Consider the following 17,861-nt stretch of genomic DNA (forward strand, 5'->3'; position numbering starts at 1 on the left):
GTAAAATGACATTTTCAATTGTGGCGCGCTGCCCAGTGACAGGAAAAATAGGCGCAGCAACGGCAACAGGTGGCCCTGCTGTTGGTGCATTAGTCTTACATGGTGAAAGCCAAACGGGTGCAATCGCCACTCAAGCAATGACAAACCCTATTGCAGGACTAACAGGTATTGAATATTTGCAACAAGGTCATAATGCGAATAAAAGCTTAGATTACCTAGTGACACAAGATATTGGCTGCGAACAACGGCAATTGATTATTCTTGATAACCACGGTGGTACAGCCGATTGGACGGGACAAGATTGCTTACCTTGGTGTGGAAGTTTATCGGAGCCCAACTTCGCCATTGCTGGAAATATGTTAGCTGGTGAGCAGGTTCTGGATGCCATACATCAAAGCTATTATAAAAACGCCCATCAAGATCTGGCTGATAGGCTACTGATTGCCATGCAAGCAGGTGCAGATGAAGGCGGTGACTACCGGGGGATCCGTTCCGCTGCATTAAAAATATGGAATAACCGACAATATGCAGATATCGATATTCGCTGTGACTGGTCTGAAGCACCGTTATCCGCGCTTGTCACCATTCTTCAACAAGTCCGATCCGAGGATTATGCTAATTTTTTCGCACAAATTCCTACAGGGAATGAATATATCACTAATAATTGAACCTATCATGGTGCATATCGACTAATAAAGTAAAATAACTGAATGATATGTACCTAAAATAAAAAATAGCCATCCGCTAAATGACAATTAACCACATGAATCACTCTGTATTTTTTCTTATTACAACCAATTTAGCTTTTTATTCAATTTCCAATTCATTACTTAATCTTAATTATCTATTCTTGTTATACATTCTCTTAACTTTTATCTCTGATAGTCATCAAAAAATAAATGGTTATTTTTACAACATTAAAGATAATAGAAAATACCTATCTCTTTGAGTCTGTCTAATTCTATCTCATAAATGATGACGTTAATTAACCTTAGTAAATGCTAGGTTATTTTCTTCTGCTTATGTATTACACATAAAAAATAGAATGAACAACATTATCAACACGTTAAAAACAGCCATTACTATTAATATCATGAATGATATTTAGACAGGCCAGCCAAGCAATATTAAATAAACTTAAATTTTGTAGGTCTTACCAGATGGATAATTAATAATCAAATGAACAAAAATAACTCAAAGAGGTCATTAAAATTCCATTTATATATTATATTTCTCATTTTATAACTTAAGGGATATTCAGAACTTTCATCTATGGTGAAATATTAATCTCCTTCTTTGATCCCCTCATCAATTATTAACCTTAAGTTAAATTATCATATTTACACCTGTACACTTTTAATGACATTAACATTAAAAAAATATTAATTCTTACATCTCTAAAATAAAGTAATCACCGACAAAGCCTTTACAGCACTGAGCACATCAATTTACGTCACATTTCATTTCAATGACCTTTGTTAACAAATGCTACCGACACTTAACAATTACAAAATATATGATAAGATCATCATCTCAATTTGAAATTATTTACTATATAAAAAACAAGATTGTTATTGAGGTTATAGATGAAAATCTCGAGAAGAAAGCTATTATTAGGGGTTGGTGCTGCTGGAGTTCTAGCAGGGGGTGCTGCAGTTGTTCCTATGATCAATCGTGAAGGTCGTTTTGAATCGACTAAATCACGTGTACCTGCTGTTGCTGGTACTGAAGGCAAATTACCTGAGTCTGCAGATGCAGTCATCATCGGTGCTGGCCTTCAAGGGATCATGACTGCAATTAACCTTGCAGAAAAAGGTCTTAATGTTGTTATCTGTGAAAAAGGTGTTGTCGGCGGTGAGCAATCAGGCCGTGCATACAGCCAAATCATCAGCTACAAGACCTCCCCAGCGATTTTCCCTTTACACCACTACGGGAAAATTCAATGGCTTGGAATGAACGAAAAAATCGGTGCTGACACCAGCTACCGTGTTCAAGGCCGTGTTGAAGTACCTTCTAGCGAAGAAGATTTAGAAATTTCAAGAGCGTGGATAAAATCTGCATCTGAAAACCCAGGTTTCGATACCCCATTACGTACCCGTATGATTGAAGGTACTGAACTGGCTAATCGTCTGGTTGATGCACAAACTCCATGGAAAATTGGTGGATTTGAAGAAGACTCAGGTAGCCTTGACCCAGAAGTTGTCACACCAACCATGGCAAACTACGCAAAATCAATCGGTATCCGCATCTACACCAATTGTGCAGTACGTGGTATCGAAACTGCAGGCGGTAAAATCTCTGATGTTGTCACAGAAAAAGGTGCAATCAAAACTTCTCGTGTTGTTCTGACGGGTGGTATTTGGTCGCGTCTGTTCATGGGTAACTTAGGTATTGACGTTCCAACACTGAACGTTTACCTGTCACAACAACGTATTACTGGCGTACCAGGTGCACCAAAAGGTAACGTACACTTACCTAATGGTATTCACTTCCGTGAACAAGCTGATGGCACCTACGCGGTTGCTCCACGTATCTTTACCAGCTCTATCGTTAAAGACAGCTTCCTGTTAGGACCAAGATTCCTGCACGTATTAGGCGGTGGAGAATTACCATTAGAGTTCTCTATTGGTAAAGACTTATTCAACTCCTTCATGATGGCAACGTCTTGGAACTTAGATGAGAAGACACCATTCGAAGAGTTCCGTACAGCAACGAATACACCAAACAACGAACACTTAGATGGCGTTCTAGAAAGACTGAGAAAAGAATTCCCAGTATTTAAAGAGTCCAAAGTGGTTGAACGTTGGGGTGGTACCGTTGCGCCAACGGATGATGAAATTCCAATTATTTCAACAGTCGAGCAGTATCCAGGTTTAGTCATCAACACCGCAACAGGCTGGGGTATGACAGAAAGCCCTGCATCTGGTCGATTAACGGCTGAATTATTAATGGGCGAAAAACCATTTATCGACCCAACGCCGTACAAACTTTCTCGTTTTAACTAAAAAACGGGAAAAATAGCGATTTTTACTGTGGATCTATTAGTGAATAGTTTAAAGTTAAATGAAAGTTTAATTTTTGATAAAATTAATAGATCCTATTTACTTTGATAATGTTAAGGAGTTTACATGCGCTATAAAACTTTATTGCTTTCTCTGCCTTTGATTTTAGGTGTAGCAAGTGCGAATGCAGCTGATGATGTTAAACGCGTTCCAGTGAAAGGATTCCCTATCTCTGAATCAGTAGAAATCGGTGCGGGCAACAGCCTTATTTTCCTGAGCGGAAAAGTACCTTCTAAAATCTCTGCAGACGCTAAAGAAGGCGTTTTAGAGTCTTATGGTAATACCGAAGCACAAACTATCAACGTGTTAAAACAAATCCAAGCTAACCTTGAAGGTATGGGTTTGACCATGAACGACGTTGTTAAAATGCAAGTATTCTTAGTTGGTGGTGAAGAAACTCAAGGTACTATGGACTTTGCTGGCTTTATGGCTGGTTACAACAAGTTCTATGAGTCTGAGAAAGTAACTAATCTGCCAGCTCGTTCTACCTTCCAAGTCGCTAAACTGGCTAATCCAGCTTGGAGAGTAGAAATCGAAGTGACAGCGGTACGCCCAGCTGCAAAAAAATAAGTTATTCGATAACGAATAACTAAACGATAATGGGGCATAGCAATGTGCCTCGTTATATTAATTACCTTTCTTCTATTGCCATATCTTTCAACATCCTCTCACAGATTGTTACTCTCGTTTCCTGTATGCTATTGCTTAAAGTTCTTCAATAAATAAACGTGCTATGCTGCGATTATCAATCGTAAACGTTAGTAATGGCATAAGACAAGGTAATGTATGATTAAAGAGTCTCTCAAGATCCATGGAAAAAAGCAGTTTGAAATCAAACAAAAAGTGTTGTTTCCACGTAAGTCTAAAGAGATCCGTTACCAAGTAGATACTTTTTTCTTTTTACCTTCATCATTACAGATTAACCCTGACCTCTATGCAGCATCAAACCTCCAGCGCAGCCTAAAGAACTATATTCGGCTACGCCCACCTACAGTAAAATTATCATCACTTACTGATGAAAACGGGGCATTGAATGAGCTAAAGCAGTGGCTACAGCAATATAACCCACAAAACTTACCTTCATTGGACGAATATGAAAATAGGCTAAAACGTTATGCTTTAACGTTCAAAAGAACGATCCGCTTGAACATTAAAATGGTAAGCCAAACTCCCCAACGGCAGACTCCCGAATATTTGACTGAGTTCATGGCAAATATCGCCAAATGTTTCTGTGCTTATCGGGAATTAGCCATTCCGTCAGCCAAAATTGAAGAAGCTATCCATTCCAATGCTTTTTCTTATTGTGACGAATTTATGACGTATTACACCATGAATTATTTGCGTGATTTATTAGCAGATAAACAAATACCGTTACGCGAAGAAATACGTCATTTTTGGTACCAAGAGATGCGTTATTTGAAAAAGCAGTATCCTGATTGTTTTCCCAGTGATGAAACGGATGCTGAATTAGTCACATACCGCCGCAATTTATTGAAAAAATATATTAATCGTTATCTCTATTTAGAAATTCGTCATAAACGGGGGCTTCCTCTTCTACTACACTCTATCTATGGTATTGCAGCTGCAATTTCAATGATTTTCGCGACTGTTATCGCCTTTTTCTGGCAAGGAAAATATGGTGCTTTAAGTGCCAACTTATTTTTAGCGATGATCATCGGCTATATCTTCAAAGATAGGCTAAAAGAAGTTGGCCGGGAGCAATTGTATCGGCTATTCCAAAAATGGATCCCTGACCGCCAATTGCGTATTTATCGGGAAGGTATTAAAGCACCTGTTGGTATCTGTAAGGAGTCCTTTCGCTTTATCAATGAAGCGATGCTTTCACCCGATATCCGTGAAATGCGGCAAAAATCCCATTGGGTTAATTTGGTCAATGTTCAACGTATGGAAGACATACTGTATTACCGAAAGGATGTGCTACTGCATAATCGCCAATCCGTCTTCGAAAAGAACCAATCTTCTATCGCCGATATTACTCGGTTCAATATTTCTGATTTTTTGAAACACATTGATATTAGTTATGAAGAGTTAACCGTCAATGATGATGAGCCCGCGATTATGGGAGAAAAGGTTTACCATATTTACCTTTGCCGTCGCATCACGATAAATAAAAAAACCTACAATGAGCTGGCGCGTTTAGTGGTAAATGCCGATGGGATAAAACGCTTAGAAATGTTGCAATCACTGGACTTGCTGACAACCGATGAAGACATTGAAATTTCACCGCAGTGAAGATTACCCCTTTTTATAAAAAATATTCTAACATTTAATTTTCTAAATCATTCGAACTGTAGCAAGGCGGCAAGAGAAGCTAATCCCTAGGAGCATACAAAAGTATGTGACTAGGGTTAGCGAACGTAGCCAACACCGCTACAGCTCGAAGGATGACGAAAATTGGGAGCATACAAAAGTATGTGACCCGGGGTAGCGAGCATAGCCAACACCGCTACAGCTCGAAGGATGACGAAAATTTAGTAGTAGAGAGCAATATACTGGTCATCCACCCTCTTAATATCAACCGGGGTATCAAAAATATCCTCAATAATTTCAGATTTCATGATCTCCTCAGGCTTACCGTGATAAGACAAACGGCCGTTTCTCAGTGCAACAATGTAGTCAGAATAAACTGACGCAAAGTTAATATCATGGATAACTAAAATAATCGTTTTTCCCAGCTCGTCTGCGGCTTTACGCAGCAGTTTCATCATAATCACGGCATGCTTCATATCAAGATTATTCAATGGCTCATCGAGTAAAACATATTCTGTATCTTGGCATAAAACCATTGCCACATAGGCCCGTTGACGTTGACCACCCGATAATTCATCTAAATAACGGTGACGTAAATCTGATAAGTTTAGAAAAGAGAGTGACTCATCAATTTTCTTTTTATCATCAATGGTTAAACGACCTTTGGTATACGGGTAGCGCCCAAAACCGACCAACTCTTCAACCGTTAGTCGACTCGCAAATTGGTTCTCTTGGCGCAAAACAGATAAACATTTTGCGAGTTTATCACTCGGAGTTGTTGATACATCAAGTTCATTCACTTTGACATAGCCACCGTCATCGGGCTGTAACAAACGCCCGATAATCGACAACAGTGTTGATTTACCTGCACCATTAGGCCCGATGATTGAGGTAATACCGCTATTTTTAATTGTTGTTGTTACGTTATCTAAGACTTTAGTATCCTGATAACTTTTCGATATCTGACTAATTTCAATCATACTAAAACCTTCTTAACACCATATAAATAAAGAATATTCCACCGACAAACTCGATAACAACCGATAATGTCCCCGCCATATTTAGGCCATATTCAAGGATCAATTGACCACCAACCAGTGCAATGACACCAAGTAGAAAGGAAACGGGTAGCAAATAGCGGTGTTGGCTACTGCCAGCCACTAAGTAAGCTAAGTTCGCGACCATCAAACCTAAGAATGTTAAAGGGCCAACCAGTGCCGTCGAAACAGCAACCAAGATTGAAATAAGCAACAAGATAACCGTGACTTGCTGGCGATAATTAATCCCTAAGTTCACCGCATTGGCTTGCCCTAACGCGATAACATCGAAACAATAGCGCATACGCCACAATAAAACGCCCACGACCGCAGTGATAAGCAGCGTGAATAGAATGAGCTCAGGTGTCCCTTTGGTAAAGGTGGCAAACATCCGGCTTTGTAAAATGGAAAACTCATTGGGATCCATTAAGCGCTGTAGCAATGTCGCTACACTGCGAAATAATGTGCCAAGAATAATACCCACCATCAATACTAGGTTGATATTCATTTTAACTGACACAAATAACCAGCGATAAAGCAGTACAGAGAACAGCACGAGTAGAGTGGACTCTAATAAAAACTTACCAATATTCAATAGCCAAGAGGATGGAAAGCTATCGGTATAGAAGACAAAAATGGTTTGTAATAATATAAATAATGCTTCCAATCCCATGATAGATGGAGTCAATATCTTATTATTAGCAATAGTTTGAAAGAGAACTGTTGAAACCCCTGAGGCAAAAGCCACCACGATCATGGTGAGAACAATATAGCCTCGGTGCGGCAAAATGTAGGCAAGATTACTGCCCAAATTGACCGTCATATAAAGAACAATGGATAACAATGACAATGCCAGTAGTATCCATATTCTTTGCAACGGCGTTACCCCTTTCCTAGGCAACGCTATTGATGAGTTAACTTTTTGCATAACGTTGTTGCTTCAACAATAAATATAAAAAAATCACCGCGCCAACAACACCTAAAATCACACTTGCAGGGATTTCAAATGGATAGCGAATTAAGCGCCCAATAATGTCACAGAGTAAAACTAAGCCACCACCAGCAAGACAAATCCATGGAATGGTTTTACGTATGTTATCGCCCATCACTAAGCTCACCAGATTTGGAATAATTAAGCCTAGGAAAGGTAATGCCCCGACCACCACGACCACCACACCACTGATTAAGGCGATAATCGATAAACCGATAGTCATCACTTTGCGATAATTTAGGCCAACATTAATTGAAAACTCACGTCCCATACCGGCAACCGTAAAGCTATCTGCAATCCAGCAAGCAATTAACGTTAATATTCCTACTAACCACAAGAGTTCATATCGACCTTGAATGATGCTAGAAAAGTCACCACTCATCCATGCACCAAGAGATTGCAATAAGTCGAAATAATAAGCAGTAAAGATGGTTAATGCGCTAATCACTGCACCTAACATAATCCCTACCAGAGGGACGATTAGTGCAGATTTTAAAATTACGCGGCGCAATAGCATCATAAACAGCATGGTGCCAAGGAGTGCAAAACCGCTGGCGACCACCATCTTGGTCATAATACTCGCTGCTGGGAAAAGTACCATGACAACCAATAAACCTAAGCTGGCTGACTGGGTTGTTCCTGCAAGAGAAGGCTCCACAAAACGGTTTTGCGTTAATAATTGCATGATTAGACCTGCAACGCTCATCGCGCTACCGGCTAAAATCAAGGATATGGTTCGGGGAATTCGGCTAATAAAAAAGATGTCTTGCATCTCTGGGTCGGTGAAAAGCGAAACGGGTGACACGTCACCCGCTCCAATAAACAAGCTTAATACCGCTAAAACCAATAACGCGATAATTCCACAAAAAAGATAAAGCGTTTTCATCGGTTATTTTGCTTGGCTCTTCTCTAGTGCTGTATTGATGTCGTCCATCAACTGAGAATAAGTTTGGATCCCACCTGCGATATACACGGCAGTTGGGTCAAGGTAAGTAATTTGGCCTTTTTCCCATGCTGCTGTTTTTCTCACTAATGCGTTATCAAGTACCTCTGCGGCTGGCTGAGCATCAGATTTACCAATCGCACTATCACGGTCGATAACAAATAACCAATCTGGGTTCAATTTCACCAGTAATTCTGCATTAACGATATTACCGTGACGCCCTGTGTTTTCAGTAAATACATAAGCCGGTTCGAAACCTAACACATCAAAAATAAAGCCAAAACGTGAGCCTGGGCCATACGCGGAGATTTTACCACCACTGACTAAGATCACCATCGCTTTACCTGCTGTCGGTGCTTTAGTTTTGATACCTTCAATTTTTGTGTTGAAGTCAGCAATCAGTTTTTTGGCTTGTTCTTCTTTACCAAATAATGCGCCAAGCTCATTAGTACGCTCAGTTAAGCTACCAATAAAGTTTTTGTTATCAATGTCTAATGAAATAGTTGGAGCAACACCACTGAGTTTGTCATAGGCATCACGAGCACGGCTACCACCTAAAATCAGGTCAGGTTTAGCATTACTTAATGTTTCATAAGCAGGTTCAAATAATGTTCCGCCATTGACGTATTCAGAGCCGCTATATTTCGTTAAGAATTCAGGGAAGCGAACGTTGGTTTGTGGAACACCAGCAACCGGGGCTCCGAGTGCATCCATGATGTCCAGTGTTTCCATGTTCATCACCATAACTTTTTGCGGATGACGAGGAATTTCAGTTTTGCCTTGGGCATGTTCTACTGTGATAGTTTGTTTTTCTGCAACTTGAGCTGTTTCTGATGTGTCTTTCGCGTTATCACAACCCGCTAATACTAATGCTGATAACAAAGCAATACCCGAAACTAATGATTTTACAAACATCTAATTTCCTCCGTCCATCGATAAAAGTACTGATGATTAAATTTGGTGACCCATAATTTAGCGTATATTACACGCAAATAAGCGCAAATGATATTAGTTTGCATTTGCATTCGCTAAAAAGTTGTTACAACGCACAAAAACATCAATTTCATTCTATTGGTGGATAATTAAGAGAATTGCAAAAGTAAAACGGTAGGGAAAATATTAAGGAATTAAGATGAGGAAACGGTGACTTGAAGATGGATATATTGATAGATGGATATATTGATAGATAGATTGAATTTACAGTTAAACCTTGATGCCCTACTCATTTGTACAAAAGACAATACAAAACCGTAATCTCAACCTACCTATCACCACTAATCATTTAAAAACTCATTATTGTATATCATCCAAGTTCCCATGTTTATTAAGCTGGGAGCTAATATCTTCAAGGAACCAATCGATTGGGGTTCCCATTAAAAATGCAAGTTTGAACAGATGAAACAGGTCAATTTTAATTTTGCCTCTTTCGTAACGCGAGATCTGTTGTTGGCTAACACCTAGCAACTGAGCTAACTGAAAGCCTGTATATCCCAACTCTCTACGCTTTTCTAAGATCCTCTGACCTACCATATAATGGATTTTTTCACTACCATTTTCTGAATACATATTTTCACCATTTATTAAGGCACAGTTAAAATAAGGGCTGCGGCACCTTCAAACTGACCAGCTTGAACTCGGCCATTAGTGCCTAGCACGGCTTTGAGGGTGACCGAGTTTGTTCCACCTGCAGGCACATGGATTTTGTAACCATTTTCCCCAGGTGTATCGTTCCCACCTAAATACAAATTCGCATATAAGCTATTATCCGCCCGTAGATTTACACGACCATTTGTCACGTTAACACCAGTTGCAACCACCAAAACATCCATCGATAAGTTACATGTCACACTAATGTTCACTTGTTTTGATTGGCCAGCGAGATCGGCTTCACTAATTGGGCCAAAGTTGATATCCGGGACGGTATTGTTGATCTTACAAGCTCCAATTGGTGGAGGCGCAATACCACATAATGAGCCGGGAATTAACCCACCGTTACTTGTAACCCCTGTGCGATCTTGGTAAAACAGCCCCACACATTCCTGATTATTCTGTAGCCTAACCCCGGTATGAACAGCCCACTGTGTTGCTGGAGCTGTCGCCTTTGCCAAAACGCCGGGTATATTCTGAACATCAAGCATGTATCGATATCTAGAAATTTCGGCCAACTCGACGGTTGCCGCCCCCGGTGTTCCATTAGCGGTATGCTTATGGCTTATGGTGAGATAGCATTTCGACCATCCGAAACAAGGATTAGGCGTAGTTGGCAATTCAGGGTCCCAGCGGGCAATAACGTACTTATAGTCTGCATCGCCATTATTTGGGTTATTACCGGGTCTTGATTCAGTGATATAGGAAAAAACATAAGCTGATGCAGTAGATGAAAACATGACTGCACCAATTAATAGCGATAAAAATACTTTCATATTAGTTCACAGCCTTATTATTCATAATCTAATTTAAATGTTGCTACAGCACTGTAAGGCCCTACTTTTATTGTCTTATCTGCAATAGCATCCGGTTCACCTTTTAAATAGGCATAGAACCGCAATTGGTTAGCGCCATCTTGTAGCGTTAGCTTCGAGCCTTTCTGTTCAAGAGCCAGTGGTGTTTTATCTGAATTTTGCAGCCCCACCGCAAAACCAGATGCGACACTACTTGTTGATAATGCTAAAAAACCAGGAAGCGCTAGATTCGGAGTTCCAGAGAAAGTGACTTCTACAAATTTACCAATCGTTGTGTCACAATCAGACAGCTTAATCACAAACTCTTTAGGTGGAGTTTCACCATAGGCATAAAAGTTTTTTTCTGGTGTATCAAAAAAATCCATCGGGATGTTTTCATCACCAGGTAAAATAGTGCAGGGTTCCTCCACTAAATTACCGATAATCCTTAAATTATCAGGTACAGCAAAAGCCGTACTAACGTCGATAAGTAAGGCTCCAGCTACTGCACATTGAATTAGTTTGTTCATTATTGGTACTCCGCTAGCAATGTCCCTGTTGCGGTAAAGCCTCCTTCAGGCAACGTAACTCCCAATCTCTTAACTGGAACAACTTCTAAAACAGGCGGTTGCCCATACGTAATCTTTAACGGTTTATTGATTTCAAAGCCTAAACCATTTTGGGTAATACGCATGCCAAGATCTCGGAAATTGGTTTCCAGAGCCGACGTATCAAAGTCGGTTGCAGTTCCTTTGATTGTCAGCATCAAGTCCCAACCTTTTAAATTGTCTTCACACTTCAATGCGTAATTAATAGGTTTCGTGAATCTGACTCCATCTATTTTATGTAAACCAATATCTTTATATTCAATGACGTTGACTTTATCTTCAAAAACAGTGCAAGGCGGTGGAATTAATAAAGTTCCCGTAAATTCCACATCGTTCGCCATCGCAGCGCTAGCAGGTATTACTAGCAGACCCATTATCAGCGGAAATCTTTTCATTATTTTTTGCATTATTTTTCCCTCACTGATAATCAAGTTTGATAGTGACGCCCGCATGAAAAACCCCACCTTTTGTCAATGTTGTGGATAAGTCACGAACAGGTATAGCTTCAAATTGAGGGGCATTTGGGTACACGAACTTGATTTCTTGATTTAATCGAAGCTTGCTTCCGTTATAACGAAAAGCAATCCCTAAACCCGGAAGATCTGTCTCAATTGCACCAGTATCAAAAGATGCAGGAATACCAATCAACGTCATTTTCATTTGCGACGTTGGCCTTTTTTCACAGTCAATATTGTAATTTATGGGTTTCGAATAGGCGTTCCCGTCAATTCGCGTACTCATGATTTCATCAAAATTGACTTTGATGATATTTCCACCATTAATTTTGCAAGGGGGTGGTGCTAAAACAACTCCTTTAATCGGTACGGTTATCATACCGGGTGTGACTGTCGCCCGTGTACTTCCCGACGGGCTAATACGTGAATCGGGTAACCCTGCATAGGAGGCCGATGTAAAAAGTAGTCCAACGAGACATGATGCCAGCAGGTACCGCTGCTTATTTAAATCACTCATAATCCACCTTAAAGTCCATTACGGCGCTGAAACTTCCTTCCGTCAATTTTTCGGGAGTTCTCACTGGTGTGACAAAATATTGAAGAGTCCCCTGCGGTGCATCAAGGAATTGTGGACGACCTCGGCTTCCTAGCCTGATATCTTCTCGTTGTGCGTCAGTCACTTCTAATGCCAAGCCAGAGACACCTTTTACACTTAACATTTCTGGAAAGTGTTTATCCGATACGGCAACAAAGGAAACCGTTATGACGGGCTGCATTGCATCCCAAATCGCTCTGCCCGTTCTCGTGTCTTTCATTCGGCTTTCTGTACGAATGCAATGTCTAAATTCTAATTCAAATGACACTGGTTCAGCTCTATCACCAGGTTTACGGAGTGAATAAGAAGGGATCTCCCCTAGAGACACTTCTTGGCGCTTTGAATTGGTCACATCCATCGTACAAGGTGCCTCGGTCATCATGCCATTTACTGTCAATGTTCCGTGTAATCCATCAATATCCCAGCTACTTATTCCAAAGGTAAACACTGGAACTAAGCTGAATAAGATAGTGCTGAACTGGAGAGTCCTTTTCATACATTGTTCTCCGTTATCTATCCGTCGAAGATTCAACTTTGCAAGTTGTACCTGCGCAACCAAACGTCAATTTAGGCCTTCCACCATAATCATTGATATAAGTTAGAACTGGCTTTGCCCCCATAGCACTTGCGCTACCCTTAAGCATTCCGTTACCTTTTGGTGAGATCATCACAGGCTCAAACTGCTTCACCGTATCTCCTCCCACTTTTGAACTTGCATCCACAATCGTGACAAAGTAAGCAGTTGGATTCGTGACTTCGTAGGCATCACCTTTACGCGTTAACGTAATTTTTTCTTGCCATGGGTTTTCTAAATCCGTACGAGTGGCATATAACGCTTTTGGTCGATAAAACAACTTAATACGTGTTTGTAATGCAATTTGTAATACGTTAGCTTCTTTACTACGTGGCGGAATCTCACGTAAGTTAAAGTAATAAACACTTTCTCTGTCCTGAGGTAATGTCGCGATATCAGGAAGAGATTGAATTTTAACTTGGCTACCTTCACCTGGTTCTACGCGTTGAACTGGTGGTAACACCGTGAGTGGGCTTTCAATTTTGTTACCATTAGCGTCTTCAATCCAGCCCTGCGCAAGATAAGGTAACTCTGTGTTTTCATTCTTAATATTTAAGCTAATGGTCTTTTCAGCCCCATTATAAATGACGCGTGTTCTATCAAGTGCAATAGCGGCCAAAGCCTGTCCACATAGCACTGCAGATAACGTAATTGTCGTAGTAAAAAATGCAATTTTCTTAATATTCATATGTACCAACTATTTATAAAATCAAGCAACTTGGGTTACTCGGTATAATCTGCGCTGTAAGCAATATCCGGTGGCTTCAATAACCAACGCTGACTCGGTTCTACGCCCTGTTTAACGGGTGCAGGTTTGTAGACAGGGGCTGGTTGCCCAACAGGAACAGCTTTTGCAGGCATATATCCAGGTTCAATACCTGGGCTGCTTGTACACGGTAATAACAGTGAGTTAAATTCCGCCGTTTTAATATTTTCTGGGATCTGAATTTTGCATTGCGCACTTCCATCCCAATGCACATCTAAAACTTCATTTGGATTGACACCAGAGATATATACGGAGCCATTATCAGTCACGATACCGAGCTCTCTATTTTTCTCATTTCTCACGGTAGCCCCGAATGGCGGATAACTTCCATCGGCCAGTGCCAATCTCACCATCGTTTTAACACCCGCTAACACCTCAAATTCGCGGTAAGCAACAGCCCCTTCAGTCAACGTAATAGGCTGCGATGTCCGAATAGCTTCCACATCGTCAGGCAGCTGAGTCACATCAATATGCGCGCTGGTACGGTAGTAATCACTGATGTCAGAGACTACTGCTTTACCAAAAATATTGGTTTCTGTGGTTGGCCCAAAACCTTGAATAGGGACATTTTTCACACCTTCAGTACCTACCATCACCCGGCTTCCACCTGGCGTGTTAATGCGGTGTAATGCGGCACCATGCCCTGTGACTGTTGCACCACCCTGTAGAGAAAATGCAGCTGAAGAGGTATCGCCATTGATATAACTGGTACTTGCCGTAACGGTTGCTAAATCAGCGTAACGCGTATAGAAACCATCAATGGTTCCACGTCCACGACTACTAACCCCAGTACCAACACGATAATTTGTTTTATCATCAACGGAATCGAAATAGCTGACGGTATGTGAATTACCATCCCTCGTCACCATGTTGTTATAGCTAATTGACGCTCTATCAGCCCAAGGCAAAGAGAGGTTCATATATAGCCCATCATCATTATTTCTATTATCAAATTTGTTACGGAATGCCGTTAAACTTAAATTGATGTTTTTAAAACGACCAATATCAAAATATTTAGCAATAGAAATGTTATAGCGTTTTGCCGCAGGCTTATTCCAATAGGTTTCGTGGTTATAGTTCAGATACGCAGTCAGATCCGCACTAGTGAAGTACTTATTAAATGTGATCGTATACAGCTCTTTACTATTATCGAATTCCACCCCTCTGTAACGACGGTCGAGATATTGGTTCATACTCATAAAGTCGCGTTCAGAGAATCGATATCCTGCGAAGGTGACTTGGCTATCATATTCTTCAAAACGTTTTGAATAACTTAAGCGATAAGACGCCCCTGTATAGATTTTGTTTTCTGTTTTCAGTTTTGCTCGTGACTCAGTGATATCGAATGAAATTGCACCGAAGGCGAGTAAATCTCGACCAACACCGAGTGATAATGCGTTATAGTCACCTGCCGCGACACCACCACCGAATAATGACCAACCGTTAGAGACCCCCCAGCTAAATTCCCCTGTAACGAATCCTTGCCCTTCTGTTTCATGTTCCATATTATTCGGTCGGCCACCGGCAATCTTAAACAGCACTGAGCCTGGACGAGTTAAATACGGAATGGAGGCGGTATTCATTTGGAATTCTTGTATGGAGCCATCCTGCTCTTCGATACGTACATCTAATTTACCGCTAACGGCATCACTTAAATCTTGAATACGAAAAGGCCCCGGAGCAACTTGCGTTTCATAAATGACACGCCCTTGCTGAGTCACAATCACTTTTGCATTGGTTCTCGCAACACCAGTGACTTCAGGTGCATAGCCACGTAAGTTAGGTGGTAACATTCTCTCATCAGAGATAAGACTTACCCCCATATAACGGAATGAGTCAAATAACCCTGAGCGAAGAAATTGCTCCCCCATCGTTAGCTTTGCATTTAGCTCTTTGACGGCTCGATAAGCATAATATTGGCTCCAATCCCATTTACGATCTGTGGATTGACCATTCGTTCGATTATAACTTGCTTGCCAGTCAGCTCTAAAACGCCATGCGCCTAAGTTAAAACCTGTCGTACCGTTACCAGTAACTGACTGGGTATTGGCTGAATCTGCAGGCCTTGTTAAGTTAGCATTCAAGTTATAGTCAAAGATCAGAGCGGGAACACCTTCATCCCAACGAGATGGGGGATCCCAGTTATCAGAGGTAAATTCGATATAAGCCTGAGGTACAGTAATGGTGATCGTTTCTTTGGCTAAAGAACCACTTACTGTCATTCCTGGGATCGTTTCTGGAATTAAACATTGGCCATTTTTAGCAAATTCAACCTTTTGTTTCCATTCATCGCGCAAAGCGATATGGTCAACAACATCTGGCGTTAAACAAGGCTCAGTCATACCCGGATCATTAGGATCCGCGATATATTCAATATCAAAAATGTCAGCTAAATCGCGACTATTTAAATTAATTTTAAATGGGTACTTCCCAGGCATAACATAACCTGCGCGAGAGAACTCATTTAAGGAAATATTTTTTTTATCCTGAAGATCTAAAACATCCGTATTAAACTCAATACTATCATTATTTGCATTAGCTAAATTTATATGAGCAATGGCTATAAACACCATGGTAGCAACAGGCGTTAAAAAATAACTTACTGAGTTATTAAATACTTTATTTTTACTTTTTAATCGCAGAGCCATAATAGTCCCTTAGTAATAACTCAGTAATAATCCATTTTAAAACGGATAGTTGTCTGATAATTTCCTGGTTTTAAGCGTTTATTATTAGGTACTACCCGCACCTTATAGTGCAGAGTTGTCTCCCCCGCGCTAATAGGTAAATCAGGCATTGCCTTACCAGGTATTGCAACATTTCCAGCCATATCAGAAATTTTTACTGACAATCCATTTGCATGCCCAAAAACATCGAAGTTACGGCCATCAGTTGGGCCATCAAATGTAATATTGAAAGTTTGCCAATTAGGGGTTCCAGGAGTTACCGGTGTTAGAACACAATTGATAAGGCGTATAGAGAAATCACTTGTTGGACTTTCTCTGTCGTGAATTATCTGGCTAACCGGTACAGTCGTTATGCTAACTGATTGATCTCGGCTATCTGCATCTATTGCACAAGGGCTCTCAATGATTGAACCGCCCATAGTAACAGTTCCTTTGAACTGACTTTGTGCCCGAGAATTTTGATTTTGCGCACTGACTATCGGGGCAAATATCATTCCTGAAAGCACCATGACAATGATGCCAAAGTGATTCATAGCGACTCCATCTCAACTTAATAACCAATTTCAATGCATTAAAATTAGTGCCCATACATCCTTGTACGGGCTATACCAATTACTGGTAGCTCAGAGCAAATGTTGCAATTGCATCAAATTCACCTGGTACAGCTGGTTTGTTTGTTGCATCATCATCGCCTTGCAAATAAGCTTGGAAACGCAATGTGTTCGCACCAGTTAATAAAGTTTGAGATGGTGATTTAGCACCTAAAGCAATTTTGGTGCCGTTGAAATCAGTGATCACGATACCCGCGTTTTTCGCAGTACCAGCAATAGCTAAACCATCAGTTACCGAAGTACTTGGAATACCAGTAAATGTAGTTTGAACTGTTTTCAGAGTTGTGATGTCGCACTGCTCTAATTGAATATTGAAGTCACGAGCAATACTTTTACCGCCACCGTTTAATGCAGATGTTGCGATAGCACCCATTGGTACTTCAAATGCTTGAGATCCTGGTGGAATTGAGCAAGGAGCATCAATAATTGAACCTTTAAAAGTGACTTGGCCGCCACCTTGGTTTGCAGAAGCAGAACCAGCAACTACTGCTAAACCTAAACCTAATACTAAAGCAAGTTTATTTAATTTCATTTTATACATTTCCATTAGATAAAAAGACAACACAAATTAAAATAATGAGTTATTATTAATCTGATTATTTCAACTTTTTCTTAAAATATATTCGATTAGCAAATATTAAAGATTGACACCAATAACTATTTCTATTTATCAAACTCTATTAGTTAATAAATGAAATAATTAAACAATGCATCAATGCGTTGCCATTATTATACCACATTTTAGTTATGTCAAATTTAAGGGTTAATTAAACATCTTAACTATAAGTTAGTGATATATATATATAATTCATAACATGCC

At 40.3% G+C, this 17,861-nt stretch carries 18 protein-coding genes; 4 read left to right on the top strand and 14 right to left on the bottom strand.

The annotated features are described in order from the left end of the window. The first annotated feature begins 5 nt into the window (after positions 1-5). From CYG50_RS16605 to CYG50_RS16620, 4 genes are all read left to right on the top strand, one after another. On the top strand, positions 6-668 hold the full coding sequence (locus tag CYG50_RS16605; RefSeq protein ID WP_102138087.1) for a DUF1028 domain-containing protein: 663 nt from the start codon (positions 6-8) through the stop codon (positions 666-668). A 918-nt stretch (positions 669-1,586) separates the two neighbouring features. Beyond that, positions 1,587-3,005 carry an NAD(P)/FAD-dependent oxidoreductase gene (locus CYG50_RS16610; RefSeq protein WP_102138088.1) on the top strand — a complete coding sequence of 473 codons (1,419 nt, stop codon included), beginning with the start codon at positions 1,587-1,589 and terminating at the stop codon, positions 3,003-3,005. A 123-nt stretch (positions 3,006-3,128) separates the two neighbouring features. Then, entirely contained in the window at positions 3,129-3,632 is a 504-nt protein-coding gene (locus tag CYG50_RS16615) for a RidA family protein (protein WP_102138089.1), read from the top strand. Positions 3,633-3,848: 216 nt separating this feature from the next. Further along, positions 3,849-5,315, top strand: a complete 1,467-nt coding sequence (locus CYG50_RS16620) for a hypothetical protein (protein ID WP_102138090.1) — start codon at positions 3,849-3,851, stop codon at positions 5,313-5,315. Between the two features lie 239 nt (positions 5,316-5,554). Here the strand turns inward: CYG50_RS16620 and CYG50_RS16625 are convergent, their stop codons facing one another. The 14 genes from CYG50_RS16625 to CYG50_RS16690 form a co-directional block, all read right to left on the bottom strand. After that, the gene (locus CYG50_RS16625) at positions 5,555-6,313 is read right to left on the bottom strand and encodes an iron ABC transporter ATP-binding protein (protein WP_102138091.1); all 759 of its coding nucleotides are present in this window, start codon (positions 6,311-6,313) and stop codon (positions 5,555-5,557) included. 1 nt (position 6,314) lies between these two features. Beyond that, on the bottom strand, positions 6,315-7,298 hold the full coding sequence (locus CYG50_RS16630) for an iron chelate uptake ABC transporter family permease subunit (RefSeq protein WP_102138092.1): 984 nt from the start codon (positions 7,296-7,298) through the stop codon (positions 6,315-6,317). Beyond that, on the bottom strand, positions 7,285-8,247 hold the full coding sequence (locus tag CYG50_RS16635) for an ABC transporter permease (RefSeq protein ID WP_102138093.1): 963 nt from the start codon (positions 8,245-8,247) through the stop codon (positions 7,285-7,287). Before CYG50_RS16635 ends, CYG50_RS16630 begins: the two co-directional genes overlap by 14 nt. Positions 8,248-8,250: 3 nt before the next feature. Next, positions 8,251-9,219, bottom strand: a complete 969-nt coding sequence (locus CYG50_RS16640; RefSeq protein WP_102138094.1) for a siderophore ABC transporter substrate-binding protein — start codon at positions 9,217-9,219, stop codon at positions 8,251-8,253. Positions 9,220-9,597: 378 nt separating this feature from the next. Beyond that, complete coding sequence (locus CYG50_RS16645; protein ID WP_102138095.1) at positions 9,598-9,870, bottom strand: helix-turn-helix domain-containing protein; 273 nt, start codon at positions 9,868-9,870, stop codon at positions 9,598-9,600. 14 nt (positions 9,871-9,884) lie between these two features. Continuing rightward, entirely contained in the window at positions 9,885-10,727 is an 843-nt protein-coding gene (locus CYG50_RS16650) for an MrpH family fimbial adhesin (protein WP_102138096.1), read from the bottom strand. 17 nt (positions 10,728-10,744) lie between these two features. Continuing rightward, the gene (locus CYG50_RS16655) at positions 10,745-11,275 is read right to left on the bottom strand and encodes a fimbrial protein (protein WP_102138097.1); all 531 of its coding nucleotides are present in this window, start codon (positions 11,273-11,275) and stop codon (positions 10,745-10,747) included. Then, entirely contained in the window at positions 11,275-11,727 is a 453-nt protein-coding gene (locus tag CYG50_RS16660) for a fimbrial protein (protein WP_229597487.1), read from the bottom strand. The genes CYG50_RS16655 and CYG50_RS16660 overlap by 1 nt, the downstream gene beginning before the upstream one ends. A 43-nt stretch (positions 11,728-11,770) precedes the next feature. Further along, positions 11,771-12,325: a fimbrial protein gene (locus tag CYG50_RS16665; protein ID WP_102138098.1), complete on the bottom strand. Its 555-nt coding sequence runs from the start codon at positions 12,323-12,325 to the stop codon at positions 11,771-11,773. Then, a complete protein-coding gene (locus CYG50_RS16670) occupies positions 12,318-12,899 on the bottom strand; it encodes a fimbrial protein (protein ID WP_102138099.1) in 582 nt (193 codons plus the stop codon). The genes CYG50_RS16665 and CYG50_RS16670 overlap by 8 nt, the downstream gene beginning before the upstream one ends. A 13-nt stretch (positions 12,900-12,912) precedes the next feature. After that, entirely contained in the window at positions 12,913-13,665 is a 753-nt protein-coding gene (locus tag CYG50_RS16675; protein WP_102138100.1) for a fimbria/pilus periplasmic chaperone, read from the bottom strand. Between the two features lie 35 nt (positions 13,666-13,700). Next, a complete protein-coding gene (locus CYG50_RS16680; protein WP_102138101.1) occupies positions 13,701-16,391 on the bottom strand; it encodes an outer membrane usher protein in 2,691 nt (896 codons plus the stop codon). 20 nt (positions 16,392-16,411) lie between these two features. Then, positions 16,412-16,963: a fimbrial protein gene (locus CYG50_RS16685; RefSeq protein ID WP_102138102.1), complete on the bottom strand. Its 552-nt coding sequence runs from the start codon at positions 16,961-16,963 to the stop codon at positions 16,412-16,414. A 79-nt stretch (positions 16,964-17,042) separates the two neighbouring features. Then, on the bottom strand, positions 17,043-17,573 hold the full coding sequence (locus CYG50_RS16690) for a fimbrial protein (protein ID WP_148241605.1): 531 nt from the start codon (positions 17,571-17,573) through the stop codon (positions 17,043-17,045). Positions 17,574-17,861: the final 288 nt, after the last annotated feature.

Source organism: Providencia huaxiensis (assembly GCF_002843235.3).
GTDB lineage: Bacteria > Pseudomonadota > Gammaproteobacteria > Enterobacterales > Enterobacteriaceae > Providencia > Providencia huaxiensis.